An 18395-nucleotide genomic window follows, 5' to 3' on the forward strand; every position below is an offset into this window, starting at 1 on the left:
CGGGTCAGGAACCGCTCGCCGAGCCGAGCACCACCTCCAGGGTGCGCTCCCGGCCGTCGCGCAGCGCGGTCAGGGTGAGGCGGTCGCCCGGGCGGTGGGCGCGGATCTTGATGATCAGCTCGTCGCCGCCGTGCACGCGTACGCCGTCGACCTTGGTGATCACGTCCCCGGCCTTGATCCCGGCCCGTGCGCCGGGGCCGTCGGCGACGACGGAGGGCTTGCCGTCCTCGCCCTTGGCGTCCACGCGGGCGCCGTCGCCGGTGTAGTGCATGTCGAGGGTGACGCCGATGACGGGGTGGGTGGCGCGGCCGGTGCGGATGAGCTCCTCGGCGACGCGCTTGCCCTGGTTGACCGGGATGGCGAAGCCGAGGCCGATGCTGCCGCTCTGGCGGGTGGAGTCGCCTTCGCCGTCGCCCTTGTCGGCGCCGCGGATGGCGCTGTTGATGCCGATGACGTGGGCGCGGGAGTCCAGGAGCGGGCCGCCGGAGTTGCCGGGGTTGATGGGGGCGTCGGTCTGGAGGGCGTCGACGTAGCTGATGTCGCTGCCGTCGCCCTTGTCGCCGCCCGCCGTGATGGGGCGGCCGGTGGCGCTGATGATGCCCGACGTGACGGTGTTGGACAGGTCGAAGGGGGCGCCGATGGCCACCACCGGGTCGCCGACGCGGACGTTCTCGGAGTTGCCGAGGGCCAGGGGGCGCAGGCCGCGGACGCCGGTGACCTTGACGACCGCGAGGTCGTAGCCGCCGTCGCGGCCGACGAGCTCGGCGGGGACGCTCTCGCCGGTGCTGAAGGTGACCGTTATGTCCTTGGCGTCGGCGACGACGTGGTTGTTCGTCAGGATGTGGCCCTGGTCGTCCAGGACGAAGCCGGTTCCGGTGCCGCCGCCGGCGTTGCCGTTGACGTGCAGGGTGACCACGCCGGGCAGCGCGGTGGCGGCGATGCCCGCCACGCTCTCGGGCGCCCGGCCCTTGCCGTCCACGGCGGCCTGCGGGAGCTCCAGGCGGGTGTTGGTGCGCCGTTCGGCGAGGATGCCGAGGTAGCCGCCGACGCCTCCGGCGGTCAGGGCGATCAGGACGGCGAACAGCACCACCCGCAGCAGCCCGGGAGTGCGGCGCGCCGGCCCGTGATCCACCACCTGGAGCGGCTGCTCCGCCCAGGGGTCGTACCGCACCCCGCCCCCACTGTCCCCCGACAGCCCGACCCCGGGCCCGGCGTCCGTCGCGGTCCCGTACTCGGGGCTCGACGCGGCCCCGGGCTCCGCGGCCCCGGGCTCCGCAGCCCCGGGCTCTACGCCCGGCGGGAGCGCGGAGGCTGCCCCGACCGCAGGCGCGGGGCTCGACGCGGTCCCGGCCCCGGACGCAGGCTCGGGGCTGGGCGCGGTCCCGGACGCGGGTTCGGGGGTCGGCGCAGGCGCGGGGTCCGGCCGGGGGCCGGGCGGTGGGGTCGCGGGGTGGCTCCGCCCGGTCGGGGCCGGGCCGTTGTACTGACTGTCGGACATGGACGCTCCCCGCGGGCCTCGCACCGCAGGGCGGCGCATCTGCCGCAGATTCAACCAGGTGCCGGACCCCCACGGAGCCGGTGGGGCCCCCGGTTCCGGGGACCCCGCCGGCCCCGGACGGGTCAGCGGGAGAGCGAGACCGGCAGGGCGGTCGCCGGTGCGGAGGGCGTGGCCACAGGGAACGGTCCCGGCGAGCCCAGGGCGGGCACTCGGCCCGGGCTCGGCAGCCGGTCGCGGACGACCGCGTCGGTCAGCGGCAGCGAGGGCCCGGGCCGGGCGGCGGGGGCGTCACCCCGCGCGTTCGGCTCGACGGTGTCCATCGGCAGCGACCCCCCGAGCGCGAACGCCGCCAGCGACACCGCTCCCGCCGCGACCACGGCGAAACGGCGCCGGGGACGGCCCACCTCATGGATACGGAAACCCTCGCGCGGGCCGGCCGGAGCCGCGTAACCGAACGAAGCGAACGGATCGGCGCCCGGCGCTCCCCGGCCCAGCGGCGGCCGGTCCGGGGGCCCCGAGGGGCCCTCGGGCCCCTCGGGACCCGTACCCGGCAGCCCCTGGAGGCGCGCCAGCAGCCCCGCCGACAACGGCGGGGGAGCGCTCTCCACGAACATGGTCTTCAGCCGGCGCTGCGCGTCGGCCTCGGCCTTGCACTTGGCGCAGGTCGCCAGGTGCGCCAGTACCCGCTCGCGCGCGTCGTGCTTCAGCTCCCCGTCCACCAGGGCGGCGAGCCGGTCGCCCAGGTGTTGTTCGGCGGGGGACGGACTGACTCCGCTCACTCGGCTCCGCCCTCTCCCCCGGCGCCCGGGGCGCCCACCGACGCGCCCGCCAGGGCGCGCTGCTCCGCCCGGGCCGCGGGGGACCGGTGCTTGAGCGCCTTGCGCAGGTGCGAGCGGCCGCGGTGGATGCGGCTGCGGACGGTGCCGAGCTTCACGCCGAGCGTGGCGGCGATCTCCTCGTACGACAGCCCCTCGATGTCGCACAGCACCACCGCGGCGCGGAACTCGGGCGCGAGGGTGTCCAGCGCCTGCTGCACGTCCGCGTCGAAGTGGGTGTCGTGCAGGACCTGCTGCGGGGACGGCTCACGGCTCGGCAGCCGCTCGGCGGCGTCGTCGCCGAGGGCGTCGAAGCGGATCCGCTGCTTGCGGCGCACCATGTCCAGGAACAGGTTGGTGGTGATGCGGTGCAGCCAGCCCTCGAAGGTGCCCGGCGTGTACGTGGACAGCGAGCGGAAGACGCGGACGAAGACCTCCTGCGTCAGGTCCTCCGCGTCGTGCTGGTTGCCGGTGAGGCGATAGGCGAGACGGTAGACCCGCGCGCTGTGCGTGCTGACGATCTCCTCCCAGGTGGGAGGGGTCCACGCCTGAGTGCCCGCATCGGCGGCAAAGGTCGCGGTGGTCGCGGTCGCGGTGTGGGCGGTGTGGAAGCGGTCAGCAATGTCGGTCACGGATTTCGGCTCACCAGCCGACCAGAAGAGACGTCTCAGAACGCCTCCACGATCCACAGGCGCAGCCGCACCTCCCCTGTCGGCTCTGGTGGTGTCCAGCGGAGCCCCTACCATAGCCACCCCTCCCGTCAGCTCTGGATAAGCCTTTTTGCAGTAACTTTGCACGGGTGTCGGGTGCCCGGCCGCCGATCTGCCCGCTGCCGTCCCCTCTATCCCGCTCCACCCCTCCCAACGCCCGGTCCCATCTGCGGGTTCCCGACGTCAGCGGATACAGTCACCGTTGCGCCAACTATGGGGACAGGAGAGGGTCATTAGCGGCAACCGGCAGACGAGCTGGGCGTTCGCCGACGCGTTTGTCGCCGAGGACGACGCTCTGCGATGGGCCCGCGACCGGTCCAGGGAAGCGGGCCTGCGGTCCGTGTCCCCCGGAACCGGGGCCGCGCTGCGCCTGCTGGCCGCCACCGCGGACGCCAAGGCGGTCGCCGAGATCGGCACCGGGACCGGGGTCTCCGGCATCCACCTGCTCCACGGCATGCGCCCCGACGGGGTCCTGACCACGGTGGATCCCGAGCCGGACCGGCAGGCCTTCGCCCGGCAGGCCTTCCGCGCGGCGGGCTTCGCGGGCAACCGCGCCCGCTTCATCCCCGGCCGCGCGCTCGACGTCCTGCCGCGGCTCGCCGACGGCGGCTACGACCTCGTCTTCTGCGACGGGGACCCCTCCGAGTCCCTCGACTACCTCGCGGAATCGTTGCGCCTGCTCAGACCCGGCGGCCTGGTGTGCTTCGAGGGGGTCTTCTCCGACGGCCGTACGGTCGACTCCGCGGCCCAGCCGGTGGAGGTGATCCGGGTCCGCGAACTGCTGCGCAGCGTCCGCGAGAGCCCGGCCCTGGAGGCGGCGCTGCTCCCGGTGGGCGACGGCCTCCTCTGCGCGGTCCGCCGCTAGTCCGTACGGACGGCCGGCCGTCCGGGAAGCAGTGCCCGAGCGGCGCCCCGGTCCGGACGCAACACCGCCCCGGGCGCTGGGAGCGGCCGGGGCGGTGCAGAGATCAGATGGTGCCGACGCTTCAGCCGACGACCTTCTTCAGGGCGTCACCCAGGGCGTCCGCTTCGTCGGGAGTCAGCTCGACGACGAGCCGACCGCCGCCCTCAAGCGGTACGCGCATGACGATGCCCCGCCCCTCCTTGGTGACCTCGAGCGGGCCGTCGCCCGTCCGCGGCTTCATGGCCGCCATGCTCGTTCCCCTTCCTGAAACCAGCTCATCGTCAGCCGACGGCCCCGTTCAGGCGCCTAGTACCCGGCATCGAACACATTGCTTCCCAGCCATTATCCCGCATGTCAGGACCCGATGACCAACATCGGGTGGGAACGCTTGCGCAACGCGCTCGGCCAAAACCACTCATTTCGGGGATCCGCCTGCGATACTTCGCCGCCCCTCCCAGGACAGGGCCCCCGGTTCGTTTGACGCACATCACACACCCACCCCCCGTCCGGTCCGCCATGCTGACCCTTGGACCGGCCGGTACCGGCCGGTAGCCAAGCCCGCGACGAAGGGGGACCCCCGCCATGGCCGACAGCGTGCTCTACGAAGTGACCGACGGACTCGCGACCATCACGATCAACCGGCCCGACGCGATGAACGCCATGAACACGGAGGCGAAAGTCGCCCTGCGCGACGCGGTCCGCGCGGCGGCCGACGACTCCGCCGTACGGGCGGTCCTGCTGACGGCGGCCGGCGACCGGGCCTTCTGCGTGGGCCAGGACCTCAAGGAGCACGTCGGCAACCTCGCCGCGGACCGCGAGAACGGCTCCTCCCTCACCATGAGCACCGTCGCCGAGCACTACAACCCGATCGTCCGGGCGCTCACCGAGATGCCGAAGCCGGTGGTCGCGGGGGTGAACGGGGTCGCGGCCGGGGCGGGGTTCGGCTTCGCGCTGGCGGCGGACTTCCGCGTGGTCGCGGAGACGGCCTCCTTCAACACCTCCTTCGCGGGGGTGGCGCTGACCGCCGACTCCGGCGTCTCCTGGACCCTGCCCCGCCTGATCGGCGCCTCCCGCGCGTCCGACCTGCTGCTCTTCCCCCGCTCGCTGAAGGCCCGCGAGGCGTTCGAGCTGGGCATCGCGAACCGCCTGGTGCCCGCCGAGTCCCTGCGGGCGGAGGCCGAGTCGGTGGCCCGTACCCTCGCCGAGGGCCCCACGGTGGCCTACGCGGCCCTCAAGGAGTCCCTGGCCTACGGGGCCTCCCGTTCGCTCCCGGAGGCCCTGGAACGCGAGGAGGAGCTCCAGGCCCGCGCGGGCGCCTCCGAGGACCACGCCATCGCGGTGGAGTCCTTCCTCGCCAAGCGCCCGCCGCGCTACCTGGGCCGCTGACGGCGCGGGCCGCAGCCCTCGTACGCCCCTACGCCCTACACCCCCCGGGAGACGCAGCCCGCGAGGTGGTCGTCGACCAGCCCGCACGCCTGCATCAGGGCGTAGGCGGTGGTCGGCCCGACGAAGCGGATGCCCGCCTTCTTCAGGGCCTTGGCCAGGGCCACGGACTCCGGGGTCACCGCCGGAACGTCGGCGGTGCTCCTCGGGGCCCGGCCGGGCTTCTCCGGGGCGTGGGACCAGATCAGCTCGTCCAGCTCCCCCGGCCGCCAGCCCGCCAGCACCCGGGCGTTGGCGAGGGTGGCCTCGATCTTGGCCCGGTTGCGGATGATCCCCTCGTCCCCGAGGAGCCGTTCGGCGTCCTCGGGCCCGAAGGCGGCGACCTTCGCGATCTCGAAGGAGGCGAAGGCGCTGCGGAAGCCCTCGCGCCGGCGCAGGATCGTCAGCCAGGACAGCCCCGACTGGAAGGCCTCCAGGCACAGCCGCTCGTACAGCGCGTCGTCCCCGTGGACCGGCTTGCCCCACTCGGTGTCGTGGTAGACGACGTAGTCCGCCGTGGAGAGCCCCCACGGGCAGCGCAGCGCGCCGTCGGGTCCGGCGACGAGCCCGGCGCCGCTCACCGCTCGTCCTCGGCGCGGCCGGTCCCGTCGGCGGAGGCCGGGCGGGCGGCGGGCCGGGCGGCCTGCGGCGCGGACACGGCGGCCGTCAGCTCGGCGATCCGCGCGTCCCGCTCAGCGAGCTCGGCCGCCAGCCGGTCGAGTACGTCGTCCACCTCGGCCATCCGGTAGCCGCGCGGCGCGACCGGCAGCCGCAGGGCGTCGATGTCCGCCCGCGCCACGGGCCGGCTCTCCGGCAGGCCGTCGGCCACCCGGTCCGGCCCGGCCTCGGGCAGTACGGCCTCGGTACCTCCGCCGATCACCGCGAGGGTGACCGCGGCCACGACCACGACCAGCGCGATCAGCAAGAACCAGAACACGATCAACTCCCCTGAGAGACTCCGGCCACCAGGTTAAGGTCGCAGACGAGGCGAGCGGGTCGCCGAAGGAGGAAAGAGCGGGATGCTGCGACTGGGCAGGCGCGAGTTCGACACCCACGAGCCGGTCGTCATGGCCATCGTGAACCGGACTCCGGACTCCTTCTACGACCAGGGCGCGACCTTCCGCGACGAACCCGCGCTGGAGCGCGTCGAGCGGGCGGTGGCCGAGGGCGCGGCGATCATCGACATCGGCGGGGTCAAGGCGGGCCCTGGCGAACACGTCGACGCGGCGGAGGAGGCCCGGCGCACGGTCGGCTTCGTGGCGGAGGTGCGCCGCCGCCACCCGGACGTCGTCATCAGCGTGGACACCTGGCGGCACGAGGTCGGCGAGGCCGTGTGCGAGGCCGGGGCGGACGTGCTGAACGACGCGTGGGGCGGGGTGGACCCCCGGCTCGCGGAGGTCGCCGCGCGGTTCGGGGCGGGCCTGGTGTGCACGCACGCCGGCGGGGTCGAGCCGCGGACCCGGCCGCACCGGACCTCGTACGAGGACGTGATGGCGGACATCCTGCGCGTCACGGTCGGGCTCGCGGAGCGGGCGGTGGCCCTGGGCGTCCCCCGGGAGTCGATCATGATCGACCCGGGTCACGACTTCGGGAAGAACACCCGCCACTCGCTGGAGGCCACCCGGCGGCTCGCGGAGATGACGGACACCGGCTGGCCGGTGCTGGTCTCCCTGTCCAACAAGGACTTCGTCGGCGAGACCCTCGACAAGCCGGTCAAGGAACGCCTGCTGGGCACCCTGGCGACGACGGCCGTCTCGGCCTGGCTCGGCGCGCAGGTCTACCGCGTGCACGAGGTCGCCGAGACGAAGCAGATCCTCGACATGGTGGCCTCGATCCAGGGCCACCGGCCCCCGGCGGTCGCCCGCCGGGGACTGGCCTAGGCGGCCCCGGCGGCTACTTGCCGACTTCCTTCGTCACCAGGGCGATGGCCTCGTCGACGTCGTCCGTGACGTGGAAGAGGTAGAGGTCCTTCTCCGAGGCCTTGCCCTGGGCGATGACCGTGTCGCGCAGCCAGTCGATCAGGCCCTTCCAGTACTCCGTGCCGAACAGCACGATCGGGAAGCGGGTGATCTTCTGCGTCTGGACGAGGGTCAGGGCCTCGAACATCTCGTCCAGGGTGCCGAGACCGCCCGGCAGCACCACGAAGCCCTGGCTGTACTTCACGAACATCGTCTTGCGGACGAAGAAGTACCGGAAGTTCAGCCCGAGGTCGACGTGCTGGTTGAGCCCCTGTTCGAAGGGCAGCTCGATGCCCAGGCCGACGGAGATCCCGTTCGCCTCGCGGGCGCCCCTGTTGGCCGCCTCCATCGCGCCCGGGCCGCCGCCGGTGATGACGGCGAAGCCGGCGTCGACGAGCGCGTGCCCGATCCGTACGCCCGCCTCGTACTCCGGCGAGTCCACCGGCGTACGGGCCGAGCCGAACACGCTGATCGCGGGCGGCAGCTCCGCGAGGGTGCCGAAGCCCTCGATGAACTCCGACTGGATGCGCAGGACCCGCCAGGGATCGGTGTGCACCCACTCGGAGGGCCCCGCCGAATCCAGCAGCCGCTGATCCGTCGTACTGCCCGCCTGCACCTGGCCCCGCCTGCGCAACACCGGCCCGAGCTGCTGCTCCTCGGGCCGACGGCCTGCCGAACCTCCGGGGTTGCCCATGATGTGCTCCCTCCTGCTGATCGTTGGATCAGGTTAGGCGCACAAAGGTGGCCGGAAGGGGAATTTACGAGGTCAGCCAGGCACGGAGTCGCTCCTCGCAGTGCAGGATCGCCTTCGTCTCGACGCGTTCGTCGACCTTGTGGGCCAGCAGCGCGTCGCCCGGACCGTAGTTGACCGCCGGGACGCCGAGCGCGCTGAAGCGGGACACGTCCGTCCAGCCGAACTTCGGCATGGCGCGTCCGCCGACCGCCTCCATGAAGGCCGCCGCCGCCGGGTGCGAGAGGCCGGGGAGGGCGCCGCCGGAGGAGTCGTCGACCACGAACTCGGCGATGTCGCAGTCCGCGAACACCTCCCGTACGTGCTCCAGCGCGCCTGCCTCGTCGCGGTCGGGGGCGTAGCGGAAGTTCACCGTCACCGTGCAGGCGTCGGGGATGACGTTGTTGGCGACGCCGCCCTCGATCCGGACGGCGTTCAGCCCCTCGTGGTACTCCAGGCCGTCGATGACGGGCTTGCGGGGCTCGTACGCCGCCAGCTTCGCCAGGATCGGGCCCGCCGCGTGGATGGCGTTGGAGCCCATCCAGCTGCGCGCGGAGTGGGCGCGCTCGCCGCGGGTGCGCAGCAGGACGCGCAGGGTGCCCTGGCAGCCGCCCTCGACTTCGGCGTTCGAGGGCTCCAGCAGGACGGCGAAGTCGCCGGTGAGCCAGTCGGGGTGGGCTTCGGCGACCTTGCCGAGGCCGTTGAGGTCGGCGGCGACCTCTTCCTGGTCGTAGAAGACGAAGGTGAGGTCGCGGTTGGGTTCGGGGACCGTCGCGGCGATCCTCAGCTGTACGGCGACCCCGGACTTCATGTCCGTCGTGCCGCAGCCCCACAGGACGTCGTTCTCGTCCAGGCGGGACGGGACGTTGTCGGCGATCGGCACGGTGTCCAGGTGGCCGGCGAGGACGACGCGCTCGGGCCGGCCGAGGTGCGTACGGGCGACGACGTTGTTGCCGTGGCGGTCGACGGTGAGGTGCGGCAGGCCGCGCAGCGCGTCTTCCACGAGGTCGGCGAGCACCTTCTCGTCGCCGCTCACGGAGGGGATGTCGACGAGCCGGGCGGTCAGCTCGGCGGCGTCCAGGGTGAGGTCGAGCTCGGATTCGGGCATGGAACCGACCCTAACCCCAGGGGCGCGGCTGACCCGTGTCAGTCCGGACGGCGGACGCGCCATATGCCTCAAGTACGGTGGGCCGCGTGTCCGAGACCGATCGCTCCCGTCCCCGCCGCCGCAGGCCGCTCCGCGTGGCCTTGGGGCTGGCCGTCCTGCTCGCGGTGATCGGGTACTTCGCCGTGCAGCGCGCGTCCAACGGCGGCGGCGCCCCCTACTGCACGGTGACGGCGACGGGCGCGGGCGGCGCGTCGGCGGGCACGACGCAGTCGTACGAGATGACGCCCGAGCAGGCCTCCAACGCGGCGACGATAGCGGCCGTCGGGATCGCCAAGGGGCTGCCGGACCGGGCGGTGACCATCGCGCTGGCGACGGCGATGCAGGAGTCGGCACTGCGCAACCTGGACCACGGCGACCGGGATTCGCTGGGCCTGTTCCAGCAGCGGCCCTCGCAGGGCTGGGGCACCCCGCAGCAGATCATGGACCCGGTGTACTCGGCCGGGATCTTCTACGACCGGCTCGCCGAGATCGAGGGGTACACCCGGCTCCCGCTGACGGTGGCCGCGCAGCGGGTGCAGCTCAGCGGCTTCCCGCAGGCGTACGCGAAGCACGAGCCGGACGCCACGGTCCTGACGGCCGCCTTCGGCGAGAGCGCCACCCCGGCCACCCTGACCTGCTCCGGTCCGGCCCCGGCGGCCGGGGACCCGGAGAAGGTCCGGGCGGAGCTGGCCCGGGCGTTCGGCGCGCAGGCCCTGGCCGGCGCCCGCGCCACCGGGGCCACGGCCGGCCGGGCGAAGCCGGGCGTGACGGCGGAGGCGGGGATCACCCTGCGGCTGCGCAAGGACGGCGGGCCGGGCGAGGCGCGCCGGGGCCGGGCGATGGCGCACTGGGCGGTGGCCCGCTCGAACGAGCTGGGCATCGGCCGGGTCGCGTACGGCTCCTCGGCCTGGGTCGCGGGCAGCGCGGGCGACAGCTGGCGGCCCCGCGCCGACGACGACCCCGATCCGCACGACGCGGGGCCGGACGAGGTCCGGATCTTCGTCACCCGGCGCCACTGACACCGGGTCGCTCGTACGTACGGGGCCTCACCCGCACGGGGGTGGCGCGGCGGCCGGGAGGGGGCGCCCGGCAGGGCAAGAAGGCCTGGTGGGCGGGCGTCCATGGCGTTTGTCGCGGAAGCCGATAAAACGATGCGTTGCCGATCCTTTACCCACCGGGTCCGCAACTCCACCCACCCCGGGAGCGGTTGTACCGGCGTACTCAGCCGCTACCGCTTAGGAGCATCATGTCCCTCCCCCTGACCCGCCGGATCGCCCGCGCCGCGCTTCTCCTCGCAGCCGGAACCGCTCCCGTGGTCGGTGCGGCCGGCGCGGCCAGTGCCGCCGGCCTGGAGTCCGTGCCGCAGCTGGGCGCGCTCACCGCGCCGGACGCCTCCGCCGCCAACCAGGCCGCGGGCGCCGTCACCGAGGCCGTCCCGGCCGCCGCCCCCGCCGCCGCGGTGGCGGGCGGTGCGGGCGAGATGCTGGGCGGCCTGCCGGTCGCCGGGCAGCTGCCCGTGAAGGACCTGCCCGTCGGTCAGCTGCCGGTGAGCACCCTGCCCGTCGGCGGGCTGCCGCTCGGCGGCTGACCGCCGCCGGGCACGACGGAGGGGCCGGGAGTACGCACTCCCGGCCCCTCCGGGCGTTTTTGGCGGCGGTCAGCCGCGGGCGCCTCAGCCCAGGCGCTTGACCGCGGCCTCGACCCGCTCGTCGGTGGCGGTGAAGGCGACGCGGACGAAGTGCGCTCCGGCCTCGCCGTAGAAGTCGCCCGGCGCGACGAGGATGCCGAGGGCGGCCAGGTGCGCGACGGTGTCCCAGCAGGGCTCGTCCCGGGTCACCCACAGGTAGAGGCTGGCCTCGCTGTGCTCGACGCGGAAGCCGTGTGCCTCCAGGGCCGTGCGCAGCGCCTCGCGGCGGGCGGCGTAGCGGCCGCGCTGTTCCTGGACGTGGGTGTCGTCGCCGAGGGCCGCGACGACGGCGGCCTGGACGGGGGCGGCGGTCATCATGCCGCCGTGCTTGCGGATCTCCAGCAGCTCGCCGAGCACATCGGCGTCACCTGCGATGAACGCGGCCCGGTAGCCGGCCAGGTTGGACCGCTTGGAGAGCGAGTGGACGGCCACGACGCCCTCGTAGGAGCCGCCGCAGACCTCGTCGTGCAGGACGGAGACGGGCTCGGCCTCCCAGCCGAGTTCCAGGTAGCACTCGTCGCTGAAGAGCAGGACGCCGTGCTCCCGCGCCCAGGCCACGATCCGGGTCAGCTCCTCCTTGGGGATGACCTTCCCGGTGGGGTTGGAGGGGGAGTTGAGCCACAGGAGCTTCAGGCCGGCCGGGTCGAGCGCGGTCGGGTCGTCGTAGACCACGGCCTCGGCGCCGCACAGGCGCGCGCCGACCTCGTACGTCGGGTACGCGAGGCGGGGGTAGGCCACCTTGTCGCCGGGGCCGAGGCCCAGCTGGGTGGGCAGCCAGGCGACCAGTTCCTTGGAGCCGACCACGGGCAGCACGTTGCGGTGTCCGGCGGCGCTCGCGCCGAGCCGGCCGCGCAGCCAGCCGGTGATCGCGTCGCGCAGGGCGGGGGTGCCCCAGACCGTCGGGTAGCCCGGAGAGTCCGCGGCGCCGGTCAGGGCGCGCTGGATCAGCGCGGGCACCGGGTCCACGGGCGTGCCCACGGAGAGGTCGACGATGCCGTCCGCATGGGCCGCCGCCGTGGCCTTGTACGGCTCCAGCTTGTCCCAGGGGAAGGCGGGAAGACGGTCGGAAACTGCGGCCACGGTGGTCTCTGCTCTCTGTGGGTGGCGGGAAAACGGTTCGGTCCCGTGCGGCGGTGTGCCGTACGGGACCGAAGGGCGCGTCTGCCGTGAACGGTCAGTGCTCGCCGTTGATGTCGGCCGGCAGTGCGGCGACGAAGGGGTGGTCGCGCTCGATCAGACCGAGCTTGGAGGCACCACCGGGCGAACCGAGCTCGTCGAAGAACTCGACGTTCGCCTTGTAGTAGTCCTTCCACTCCTCCGGGGTGTCATCCTCGTAGAAGATGGCCTCGACCGGACAGACCGGCTCACACGCGCCGCAGTCGACGCACTCGTCCGGGTGGATGTACAAGGACCGCTGGCCCTCGTAGATGCAGTCGACGGGGCACTCTTCGATGCATGCCTTGTCCTTGACGTCGACACAAGGCTCCGCGATGACGTAGGTCACGCTCTCGTTCCTCCTCGGTAGGGCTGTCCATTCGCGCGGGAGCGCGGCGTCGTCGATGCCCGCACCTAGTATCTCCGTTCCCGGGCACGATCCGAACAGGAGGGGCGGACAGAGCTGTGGAATTCACTGCCGGAGGACTGCTGGAGATCCGTATCACCCAGGCTGACGTGGGGAAACGAGTCTCTGTACGACGGGTGGAGGAGGGGGGTCGCCTGCCCCCCGTCTTCCGTGACACCGTCGGGGTTCTCACATCCTGGAACGAGGGTGTGCTGACGATCACACGCAAGGACGGCGTGTCCGTCCACATCGCGGAATCCGCCCTGGTAGCGGGCAAGACGGTGCCCGCGGCGCCCGCCCGGCGCAGGGGTCCCGCGGCCTCCTTCGAGGAGCTCGCCCGGGTCACCGCGCGGGCCTGGCCGCCGCTGGAGAGCGAGGCCCTGGGCGAGTGGACCCTGCGCGCGGCCGAGGGGTTCACCCGGCGGGCCAACTCGGTGCTCCCGCTCGGCGACCCCGGGATACCCCTCGACGCGGCACTCGCGCGGGTGAGCGCCTGGTACGCGGAGCGCGGACTGCCCGCGTACGTGCAGGCGGCGACGGGCGCCGCCGGGACGCAGGAGCGGCTCTGCGCGGAGCTGGAGCGGCGGGGCTGGGTCAGGGAGGTCTCGGCGGAGGTACGGATCGGGGCGCTCGCCCCGGTCGGCGAGGCGGCGCCGGAGGGGGCCGAGGCGGCGGTGTCGGCCGTGGCGCTGACCCGGGTGCCGGACGAGGCGTGGCTGGCCCGCTACGGGAAGGTCCGCGACCCCGGGCTGGCCCGGCGGATGCTGGTCGAGGGGCCGTCGGTGTGGTTCGCCTCGCTGGAGGACGGCCGGGCGATCGGGCGCTGCGTGGTGGACGGGCGCTGGGCCGGCTTCGGCGCGGTGACGGTCGCTCCCGAGGACCGGCGGCGGGGGCTCGCGACGGTCGTGATGACCGCGCTGGCGCGGCGGGCGCTGGCGGAGGGGGCGTCGGCGGCGTGGCTCCAGGTGGAGCCGGACAACGCGGGCGCGCTGGCCCTGTACGACGGGATGGGCTTCGCCGCGCACCACGCCTACCACCACTTCCGGGCGGGCCGGTGAGCGCCGGGACGCGGGAGCAGTTCGCGGCGGAGGCCCGCTGCGAGCGGCCGGACCTCGCGCGGCTGTGCCTGCTGCTGGCGGCGGAGGCGGACCCCGGGCTCGACGAACGGGCCATGGACCGGGCGGAGATCGAACTGGACCGGCTGGCGGGGCTGCTGCCGTACGGGCTGCGGAGCCCGCGGGCGTGGGCCTCGGCGGTGACGGAGCTGCTGGGGGGCCGGATGGGCTTCCACGGCACCCCGGCCGACTACGACCGGCTGTCGTCCTCGCTGCTGCACGAGGTGCTGCTGCGGCGGCGGGGGCTGCCGATCCTGCTGTCGGTGGTGTGGCTGGAGGTTGCCCGGCGGGCCGGGGCGCCGGTGTACGGGCTGGGGCTGCCGGGGCACTTCGTGGTGGGGTTCGGGGATCCGGAGGAGGGGGTCGTCGCGGACCCGTTCGCGGGCGGGGCCTCGCTCGGGGCCGGGCCCGCGGAGCTGGCGGCCGGGCCGCGGACGCCGGCGCGGACCCTGGACATCGTGCTGCGGATCCTGAACAACGTACGGGTCTGGGCCTCCTCGCGGCCCGAGCAGTCGGGGGTCGCGCTGTGGGCGCTGGACCTGGCGCTGCTGTTGCCGTCGCATCCGGCGGCGCTGCGGTACGAGCGGGCGCGGCTGCTGGTGGAACGCGGGGCGTTCCGGGAGGGGGCCGGGGAGTTGGAGGCGTACGCGGAGGTCATGGACGCCATCGACGCCACCGCGGCGACCCGCATCCGCGCCGAGGCCCTCTCGGCTCGCGCCCTCCTCAACTGACACCCCGCGCCGGCCTTCGCGCCGCCGCGCCGGGCGCCGTCCGCCGGGCTGCCACCGGGCCACCGGGCGGGGCCGGATCCCGTGGCCGCCGGCCAGGCGCCGTCCCCGGGAGGCCGGTCCGCCGGGCGGGGTCGGTTCCCGTGGCCGGGAGCCGGCGGTCGTCCGCGGGTGGGTGGCCGCTGCGCGGGGCCGGCCCCTCCCCGCCCTTCCACCGTTCCCGCCTCAGGCGCCGGCGCGGCTGGCAGACCGAGCGCCGCCCGCGCCCGGCCCACGTCACTACACGGCGCTCCGCGCCCGCGCCTCAATCGCCGGCGAGGCTGAAGTTGCCGACCCCGGCCAGGAAAATCAGCCTCGCCGGCATCATCCAGCCCCGCCGGCGTTAAGGCCCCGGCCGGGGAAAATCAGCCTCGCCGGCGTTTGAGGCGCGGGGGTCCGGGGGCTGGCCCCCGGCAACGGCGCCGCGCCCGGCGGTGGCGGCGGTTAGAGCCAGCCCTTTTCGCGGGCTGCGCGAATCGCTTCGGCGCGGTTGCGGGCCGCTAGTTTCTGGATGGCCGTCGAGAGGTAGTTGCGGACCGTCCCCTGCGAGAGGTGCAGCCGCTCCGCCAGCTCGGCGTTGGTCGCGCCGGACTCCGCCGCCCGCAGCACCTCCCGTTCCCGTTCCGTCAGCGGGTTCGCCCCCTCCGCCAGGGCCGCCGCCGCCAGCGTGGGGTCGATGACGCGCTCCCCCGCCAGGACCTTCCGTACGGCCTGCGCCAGCTGCGCGGCCGGCGCGTCCTTGACCAGGAACGCGGAGGCCCCGGCCTCCATCGCGCCCCGCAGGTACCCCGGCCGGCCGAAGGTCGTCAGGATCACGATCTTGAGGGAGGGCTCGCACCTGCGGAGTTCCGCCGCGGCTTCGATGCCCGTCATGCCCGGCATCTCGATGTCCAGGAGGGCCACGTTCACGTCGTGGGCCCGGGCCGCGGCCAGCACCTCGTCGCCCCGCGCGACCTGGGCCAGTACCTCGATGTCCGGCTCCAGCCCCAGCAGCGCGGCCAGCGCCTCGCGGACCATCGACTGGTCCTCGGCCAGCAGGATGCGGATCGGGGCGGCTTCGGTCATGAGGGCGATCCTAGGGGGACGCGGGCCAGCACGCGGAAGCCGGTCCGGCCCGCAGGCCCCGCCGTCAGGCTGCCGCCGACCGCTTCCAGCCGTTCCCCGAGGCCGGTCAGGCCGTTGCCGGGGACGGCCGCGCCGCCCGCGCCGTCGTCGGTGACGGACAGTTCCAGCACCCGGCCGGCCAGCGTCTGGCTCGCCGTCAGGGTGACCACGCAGCGCTTGGCCCCGCTGTGCCGGACCACGTTCGTGACGGCCTCGCGCAGCGACCAGGCCAGGGCCGACTCCGCCTCCTCGGCCAGCTCCGCCGGGGCGTCGGCCGGCAGGTCGGCCACGACCCCGGCCGCGGTCAGGGCCGTACGGGCGCCCGCCAGCTCGCCGGGCAGGGTGGGCCGCCGGTAGCCGCTCACGGCCTCCCGTACGTCGACCAGCGCCTGCCGGCAGACCTGCTCGATGTCGGCCACCTGGCGGGCGGCCCGGTCGGGGTGGTCCGGCAGCATCCGGCCGGCCAGCTCGCTCTTCAGGGTGATCAGGGACAGGGAGTGGCCCAGCAGGTCGTGCAGGTCCCGGGCCATCCGCAGGCGTTCCTCGTTGGCGGCGAGCTGCGCCACCGTGGCCCGCGCCACGCGCAGCTCCATGGTGGTGCGGACCATGGCCCGGATCCCGACCATCGCGAAGCCGCCCATCAGGGAGGGGATCAGCAGCCCGGCGAGGTAGCTCTCGCCGCCGGGCACGGCCAGGGCCATCGCGGAGAGCAGGGCCGTGGCGCCGGGCACCGTCCAGCGGGAGTACTCCCCCGGCAGCGCGGCCCCGGAGGAGATGGACACGTAGACGAAGAGCACGAGCCATTCCCGGCCCAGGGAGAAGGACAGCAGCGTGGCCTGCGCGGCGAGGACGGCGAGCGAGACCAGCACCGGGGTGACGGCGTCCTCGCGTCCCGTCCGCAGGACGAGGATCAGGTACCAGGCGACGAAGGCCGCCAGGCCCAGCGCCCCCAGGACCCGGGAGCCGGTGCTGTGCCCGCCGCCGACGAGGTCGCTGACCGGGGCGCTGAGGTAGACGAGCCAGACGCTGATCCACATCATCTTCACGATCCGGTGGCGCCCGTTCTCGGGCCGCACCCCGATCCGGATGCCGCCCGTCGCCCCGGTCATGTCCTGCTCCGCCGCCTCGTACACCGTCACTGCCGTCACGCCTTCAGCGAGTCCTTGCGGTACAGCCAGGCGGCCGCACCGGTGAAGAGTACGAAGTACCCGGCGAGGATCGCCACGTCCTTGGCGTGCGGGGCGCCGCCCAGCTCGATGGCCTGGCCGAGGCCGGCGTAGGCGTGGGTCGGCAGCCACTCGCAGATGTTCTGGAGCCAGTGCGGGAAGTTCGCGGTGGGCATCCACAGGCCGCCGAGGATGGAGAGGCCGAAGTAGAACAGCATGGTGATGGGGCGGACGGTGTCCCCGCTGGCCAGGTAGCCGATGGCCACGCCCAGCGCGGCGAAGACGAGGCTGCCGGCCCAGATCGCGCCGGTGAGGGCGAGCCACTGCCAGACCTCGAACCGTACGCCCTTGGCGGCGGCGGCGACCACGAAGACGACGACGATGGCCGGCAGGGACAGCACGCCCGCGCTGGCGGTCTTCGCGAGGACGTAGCCGCGGCCGGGCAGGGCGGTCAGGCGCAGCTGGCGGACCCAGCCCTTCTCCCGCTCCTTGGCGATGCGTTCGCTGTTGCCCATCAGGACGGCGGTCAGGGCGCCGAAGGAGGCCATGGCGACCATGTAGAAGGCGGGCATCGTCAGTTCGGTGCCCTGCACCTTGGTCGTGCCGGACAGGGTGCCGCCGAGCATCAGGAAGAGGGCGGCCGGGTAGAGCACGGTGAAGAACAGGTACTTCTTGTTGCGCAGGGCGCGGGTGATCTCCAGCTTGACCAGCTGGTACGTTCCGGCGTTCACGGTGTTCACGGTCTGCACGGCGTTCATCGGGTGGCCTCCTCGGCCTCGGTGAGGGCGAGGAAGGCCTGCTCCAGGCCGAGGCCCGCGACCTCCAGGTTCCGGGGGTACAGGCCGAGCGCGTACACGGCGTGGACGGTCGCGTCGGCGTCGCTCGACTGGAGCTTGACGGTGGCGCCGTGGCGTTCGAAGGCCGTCAGGCCCGGCAGGGCGCGCAGGGTCTGCTCGTCGGCGTCCGCGTCGGCTCCGTCGAAGTCGAGGTCGAAGGCGATCTTGCGGGCTCCGGCCTTCGCCTTGATCTCGGCGGCGGTGCCGTCGGCGAGGAGCCGGCCCTTGTTGAGGACCAGCACCCGGTCGGCGATGGCGTCCGCCTCTTCCAGGTAGTGGGTGGCGAACAGGACCGTGCGGCCCTGGGCGGCCTGCTCGCGCATCGTGGCCCAGAAGGCCTGGCGGGAGGTGACGTCCATGCCGGTGGTGGGTTCGTCGAGGACGATCAGGTCGTTGTGGCCCGCGGTGGCGAGGGCGAAGCGGACCCGCTGCTCCTGGCCGCCGGAGAGCTTGTTGACCATCCGGCCGGCGATGTCGGCGATCCCGGCCCGGGTGAGGACCTCGTCCACCGGCAGCGGGCGGGGGTGCAGGGCGCAGCCGAGCGAGACGAGCTCGCGTACGGAGACCTCCTCCATCAGGCCGCCGCTCTGCAGCATGGCGCCGACCCGGCCGGCCGCGAGGGCCTCGCGGGGGGTGGTGCCGAAGAGCCGGACCTCGCCGGAGTCGGCGGGGCGCAGGCCCAGGAGCAGGTCGAGGGTGGAGGACTTGCCCGCGCCGTTGGGGCCGAGGAGGGCGACGGTTTCGCCCGGGTGGAGGGTGAGGGAGAGGCCGTCGACCGCGCGGACGCGGCCGTAGCTCTTGGTCACGTTCTGGAAGCTCACCACCGTTTCGTCGGTGGTGCCGGGAGCGGCGGCGGGGTGCGCCGAGGTCGTCGTCGTCATGGCCCAAGACTCGCCCGTACGGGGGCGGTCCCGGCAGTGTCCGCCGTCGTGACTGCGGCATGACATCCGTCATGCCATGGACATGACGCCGGCC

21 protein-coding genes are annotated in these 18395 nt (G+C 73.8%); 7 read left to right on the top strand and 14 right to left on the bottom strand.

The annotated features are described in order from the left end of the window. Positions 1–4: 4 nt before the first annotated feature. The 3 genes from ACZ6ZT_RS09790 to sigE all read right to left on the bottom strand — a co-directional run bounded on the left by ACZ6ZT_RS09790 (position 5) and on the right by sigE (position 3059). Positions 5–1537: a S1C family serine protease gene (locus tag ACZ6ZT_RS09790; protein ID WP_469717189.1), complete on the bottom strand. Its 1533-nt coding sequence runs from the start codon at positions 1535–1537 to the stop codon at positions 5–7. A gap of 83 nt (positions 1538–1620) precedes the next feature. Continuing rightward, a complete protein-coding gene (locus tag ACZ6ZT_RS09795; RefSeq protein ID WP_469717191.1) occupies positions 1621–2277 on the bottom strand; it encodes a zf-HC2 domain-containing protein in 657 nt (218 codons plus the stop codon). Then, the gene (gene sigE / locus ACZ6ZT_RS09800; RefSeq protein ID WP_469717193.1) at positions 2274–3059 is read right to left on the bottom strand and encodes an RNA polymerase sigma factor SigE; all 786 of its coding nucleotides are present in this window, start codon (positions 3057–3059) and stop codon (positions 2274–2276) included. Before sigE ends, ACZ6ZT_RS09795 begins: the two co-directional genes overlap by 4 nt. 166 nt (positions 3060–3225) lie before the next feature. Here sigE and ACZ6ZT_RS09805 point away from each other — a divergent pair, with 166 nt between their 5' ends. After that, positions 3226–3888, top strand: a complete 663-nt coding sequence (locus ACZ6ZT_RS09805) for an O-methyltransferase (protein ID WP_030226024.1) — start codon at positions 3226–3228, stop codon at positions 3886–3888. A 121-nt stretch (positions 3889–4009) separates the two neighbouring features. On the opposite strand, the gene ACZ6ZT_RS09810 is transcribed toward ACZ6ZT_RS09805, so the two are convergent. Further along, a complete protein-coding gene (locus tag ACZ6ZT_RS09810) occupies positions 4010–4177 on the bottom strand; it encodes a DUF3117 domain-containing protein (RefSeq protein ID WP_003966491.1) in 168 nt (55 codons plus the stop codon). A gap of 332 nt (positions 4178–4509) precedes the next feature. On the opposite strand from ACZ6ZT_RS09810, the gene chcB reads away from it, so the two are divergent. Next, entirely contained in the window at positions 4510–5313 is an 804-nt protein-coding gene (gene chcB / locus ACZ6ZT_RS09815) for a 2-cyclohexenylcarbonyl CoA isomerase (protein WP_469717195.1), read from the top strand. 35 nt (positions 5314–5348) lie between these two features. On the opposite strand, the gene ACZ6ZT_RS09820 is transcribed toward chcB, so the two are convergent. Continuing rightward, a complete protein-coding gene (locus ACZ6ZT_RS09820; protein ID WP_469717197.1) occupies positions 5349–5930 on the bottom strand; it encodes a DNA-3-methyladenine glycosylase I in 582 nt (193 codons plus the stop codon). Next, positions 5927–6292: a DivIVA domain-containing protein gene (locus ACZ6ZT_RS09825; protein ID WP_469717199.1), complete on the bottom strand. Its 366-nt coding sequence runs from the start codon at positions 6290–6292 to the stop codon at positions 5927–5929. Before ACZ6ZT_RS09825 ends, ACZ6ZT_RS09820 begins: the two co-directional genes overlap by 4 nt. 76 nt (positions 6293–6368) lie before the next feature. On the opposite strand from ACZ6ZT_RS09825, the gene folP reads away from it, so the two are divergent. Next, entirely contained in the window at positions 6369–7229 is an 861-nt protein-coding gene (folP, locus tag ACZ6ZT_RS09830) for a dihydropteroate synthase (RefSeq protein ID WP_469717200.1), read from the top strand. A gap of 13 nt (positions 7230–7242) precedes the next feature. On the opposite strand, the gene ACZ6ZT_RS09835 is transcribed toward folP, so the two are convergent. Together ACZ6ZT_RS09835 and dapE are read right to left on the bottom strand one after the other, a co-directional pair. Beyond that, entirely contained in the window at positions 7243–8001 is a 759-nt protein-coding gene (locus tag ACZ6ZT_RS09835; RefSeq protein ID WP_469717202.1) for an LOG family protein, read from the bottom strand. A gap of 64 nt (positions 8002–8065) precedes the next feature. Further along, positions 8066–9145 carry a succinyl-diaminopimelate desuccinylase gene (gene dapE, locus ACZ6ZT_RS09840; protein WP_469717205.1) on the bottom strand — a complete coding sequence of 360 codons (1080 nt, stop codon included), beginning with the start codon at positions 9143–9145 and terminating at the stop codon, positions 8066–8068. Between the two features lie 86 nt (positions 9146–9231). Here dapE and ACZ6ZT_RS09845 point away from each other — a divergent pair, with 86 nt between their 5' ends. Then, positions 9232–10203, top strand: coding sequence for a hypothetical protein (locus ACZ6ZT_RS09845; protein ID WP_469717207.1), 972 nt, complete (start codon positions 9232–9234; stop codon positions 10201–10203). Between the two features lie 227 nt (positions 10204–10430). Then, positions 10431–10772 (top strand): ATP-binding protein, encoded by a 342-nt coding sequence (locus tag ACZ6ZT_RS09850; RefSeq protein WP_469717209.1) that lies wholly within the window; start codon positions 10431–10433, stop codon positions 10770–10772. An 84-nt stretch (positions 10773–10856) separates the two neighbouring features. Here ACZ6ZT_RS09850 and dapC read toward each other — a convergent pair whose 3' ends face one another. Further along, entirely contained in the window at positions 10857–11951 is a 1095-nt protein-coding gene (dapC, locus tag ACZ6ZT_RS09855; RefSeq protein WP_469717210.1) for a succinyldiaminopimelate transaminase, read from the bottom strand. 94 nt (positions 11952–12045) lie between these two features. Then, the gene (fdxA, locus tag ACZ6ZT_RS09860) at positions 12046–12375 is read right to left on the bottom strand and encodes a ferredoxin (RefSeq protein ID WP_030226044.1); all 330 of its coding nucleotides are present in this window, start codon (positions 12373–12375) and stop codon (positions 12046–12048) included. 116 nt (positions 12376–12491) lie between these two features. Between fdxA and ACZ6ZT_RS09865 the strand changes: the two genes are divergently transcribed. Together ACZ6ZT_RS09865 and ACZ6ZT_RS09870 are read left to right on the top strand one after the other, a co-directional pair. Then, on the top strand, positions 12492–13490 hold the full coding sequence (locus ACZ6ZT_RS09865) for a GNAT family N-acetyltransferase (protein WP_469717212.1): 999 nt from the start codon (positions 12492–12494) through the stop codon (positions 13488–13490). After that, a complete protein-coding gene (locus tag ACZ6ZT_RS09870; protein WP_469717214.1) occupies positions 13487–14278 on the top strand; it encodes a transglutaminase-like domain-containing protein in 792 nt (263 codons plus the stop codon). The genes ACZ6ZT_RS09865 and ACZ6ZT_RS09870 overlap by 4 nt, the downstream gene beginning before the upstream one ends. A 480-nt stretch (positions 14279–14758) precedes the next feature. Here the strand turns inward: ACZ6ZT_RS09870 and ACZ6ZT_RS09875 are convergent, their stop codons facing one another. The 4 genes from ACZ6ZT_RS09875 to ACZ6ZT_RS09890 are packed head-to-tail and all read right to left on the bottom strand — an operon-like array spanning position 14759 to position 18301. Further along, positions 14759–15379 carry a response regulator gene (locus ACZ6ZT_RS09875; RefSeq protein ID WP_469717217.1) on the bottom strand — a complete coding sequence of 207 codons (621 nt, stop codon included), beginning with the start codon at positions 15377–15379 and terminating at the stop codon, positions 14759–14761. Next, entirely contained in the window at positions 15376–16527 is a 1152-nt protein-coding gene (locus ACZ6ZT_RS09880; protein WP_469717323.1) for a sensor histidine kinase, read from the bottom strand. The genes ACZ6ZT_RS09875 and ACZ6ZT_RS09880 overlap by 4 nt, the downstream gene beginning before the upstream one ends. A gap of 35 nt (positions 16528–16562) precedes the next feature. After that, complete coding sequence (locus ACZ6ZT_RS09885; protein ID WP_469717219.1) at positions 16563–17342, bottom strand: ABC transporter permease; 780 nt, start codon at positions 17340–17342, stop codon at positions 16563–16565. Beyond that, the gene (locus ACZ6ZT_RS09890; RefSeq protein WP_469717221.1) at positions 17339–18301 is read right to left on the bottom strand and encodes an ABC transporter ATP-binding protein; all 963 of its coding nucleotides are present in this window, start codon (positions 18299–18301) and stop codon (positions 17339–17341) included. Before ACZ6ZT_RS09890 ends, ACZ6ZT_RS09885 begins: the two co-directional genes overlap by 4 nt. Positions 18302–18395 lie beyond the last annotated feature (94 nt).

It is taken from the genome of Streptomyces sp. NPDC102258, assembly GCF_055584685.1.